Below are 2,446 nucleotides of genomic sequence, written 5' to 3'. Positions count from 1 at the left end.
CCTTCCGCCTGCCGCGCCCCGGGCCGTCCAGAAGGCGGCCCGGGGCGCGGTGTTCTCTTGCGGGCCGCTCAGGCCTGCCCGGTCGCCGGTTCCCACAGGAGGCGGGCGAGCCCGGTTCCGTCGCAGTGGAAGCAGCGCCCTCCCCCCGGGGGGCACGGCGGGCGCCGATGGTGTCGGCGGCGTTCTGGAAGATGCGGGTGAGGCCGGCGGCGTGGGCCGCGTGGAGCGGGAGTTCCTGCCGTCTGCCGAGCGTGACGTCCAGCGCGATGTCGGGGCCGGTGACAAGGGTGTCCCAGGAGAGGCCGTGGGTCAGCGCGCGGAGCGTCTCGTTCGGGTCGTGCATCGTCTCCACGCCGGTGAGCTGTACGCGGGCGGCGGGGGCGGTGTCGGTGGCTGCGGTGAAGGACAGCGGTCCGGCCGACCGGGCGAGCGGCCGGGTGCGGCCCACGGGGTCGGGGGTGGGTGTGCTGGAGCCGGGACAGGGCGCGCCGCAGGCTGCCCGGCAGGTCCCGGGTGGTGGTCTCGTCTCGGCTGTGTCTCATGCGGCCGGTGGAGGGCCTTTCGTGGGTTGCGGCCGTCCGGTGGGCCGATCCGTCCCACGCGGTGGCGCGAGGCCTTCGGTGCCCGTTCCGCCCGCCGGGCCGGACGCCGGGCAAGCCCTCCGTGCGCGAGGACGTGCCTGCCCGGCGTCGTGCGGGGCGTCAGCGGCCGGCGGGCTCGGGGGAGCGCCGGCGGCGCCGATCCGGGTCGTCGACGCCGATCTCGTACCAGGGCTCGCCGCGCTTCAGGCGGGGCAGGGTGTGCACCCACACCGCGATGGCGATGCCCTGGACGGCGGCGGTGAGCGCCTGGCGGCAGTGGTCGAGCAGGTGCTCCGCCTTGCCCGCCAGGACGACGTGCAGCCGCGGGAAGCGCTGGGAGCGGGTGCAACGGTGGCGCTGCCAGAACGGGTACGTGGTGCCGATGGTGCCGCGGGCGCCCTCTCCGATGCGGTGCCCGGCGTGGCGCTCGTAGTCCCAGACCTCCTCGGCGAGGCGGGCCTGGGACATGGTGCCGTTGTCGAGTTCGAAGAGGCGGGGTGAGGGGGCGAGGGGGTAGGCCGGGGTGTGTGGCCATGGGCGCCAGGTCGAGCCGCTCGCCCATGTCGAGGCGGAAGGTCCCGCACCGGTTGATGTCCGACCAGAACAGCGCGGTCAGCCCGCGCCGGTCCCCAGCCGTGTGTCTCGATGCCCAGGCCGGTTCGGCGAGGACCTGACTGAAGCAGCAGCGTGTTGACGTGCACGAGAGCGGACTGGAGCAGGTGCAGGGCGAGCATGGAGGTCTTGGCGTGCTCCTTGTCCGGGCCGGTGAGGGCGCAGCCCTTGCCGTACTGGAGGACCGGACGCCGTTGCCGGCGTGACGCCGCGGGGGTCAGTGGGCGGACTCGCCCGGGCCCGGGGTCGGTCTGTGGGCAATGGTCCGCTCGAGCCTCCGGTCGGGGACCAGCCACATCAGCGCGACGCCGGCATAGATTGCCACCGCGAGCCAGTCGCTCAGGAAGGACAGGCCGATGCCGCTCGCGTACAGCAGCGGCGAGACCCTGCCCTTCAGGTCCCTGCCCACGGCGGTGGCGAGCAGGGACTCTTCACCCTGGTCCTGGATGATCGCCTTCTGCAGTGTGTAGTAGGCCAGGGCAGCGGCGAGCAGATCGATGCCGTACGCGGCCGTGGGGACTGCGGCGAAGTGGTTCTGGCCCATCCAGGCCGTGGTGAAGGGGATCAGGGAGAGCCAGAACAGCAGGTGCAGGTTCGCCCACAGGATCTGCCCGTTCACCCGATCGGTCGCCTGCAGCATGTGGTGGTGGTTGTTCCAGTAGATGCCGAGGTAGACGAAGCTGAGCACGTAGGTCAGCAGCACCGGGAGCGCGTCGTGCAGGGCCGCCCAAGTGGTGCCGTGCGGGGTGGGCAGCTCGAGCACCATGACCGTGATCAGGATGGCGATAACCCCATCGCTGAACGCTTCCATCCGCTCGGTCGGCATGAGCCGATGCTAACGGCGCAGCAGGGCATGTCCGGCCGTTCAGCGCCGACCGGCGAGGACGCTCAAGGGGGTGGGCACGAACCGCCGAAGGACGGCCGGTCTCCTCCGGCACGGCGCCGGCCAGTTACTGTAATTGTCACCATCGGCGCCCCCTCACCTGCGGCTTCGGCCGGACGAAGCCGCAGTGGTTGTCACCAGGTCGGCGCGCTACCCGTCACTGGCACCGCGCGAAGCATGGTTGTTGTCACCGGCTGCGGCGCCCCTTGCTGCACAAAGGCCCAGTGATCAGCCCGGCGCACCCCGCCCCGGCGGCTGTGGTGGCGACTACCGTGCTTCGGCTCATCGGTCCGGGCGCGCGGGCTGTTCGGGGCGCGGCTGCTACAGGTCGAACTCCAGGTGCTCGATGTCCGTGAAGCGAACCTCCTCC

General features: G+C 72.0%; 3 protein-coding genes. All 3 read right to left on the bottom strand.

Features of this window, described 5'->3' with window-relative positions; all coding sequences use genetic code 11:
- Positions 1 to 448 (bottom strand): hypothetical protein (locus DEP02_RS28115; RefSeq protein ID WP_232839305.1); only part of this gene is annotated, 448 nt, incomplete at its 3' end.
- A gap of 253 nt (positions 449 to 701) precedes the next feature.
- Positions 702 to 1,049, bottom strand: coding sequence for a hypothetical protein (locus DEP02_RS28110; protein WP_232839304.1), 348 nt, complete (start codon positions 1,047 to 1,049; stop codon positions 702 to 704).
- A 361-nt stretch (positions 1,050 to 1,410) separates the two neighbouring features.
- Complete coding sequence (locus DEP02_RS28100) at positions 1,411 to 2,019, bottom strand: TMEM175 family protein (protein WP_112470489.1); 609 nt, start codon at positions 2,017 to 2,019, stop codon at positions 1,411 to 1,413.
- Between the last annotated feature and the right edge of the window lie 427 nt (positions 2,020 to 2,446).

Origin of the sequence: Streptomyces triticisoli, from assembly GCF_003270085.1 — a bacterium.
Lineage (GTDB): Bacteria > Actinomycetota > Actinomycetes > Streptomycetales > Streptomycetaceae > Streptomyces > Streptomyces triticisoli.
The sequence above is the reverse complement of the archived record's forward strand: the minus strand, read 5'-3'. Positions and strand labels throughout refer to the sequence as shown.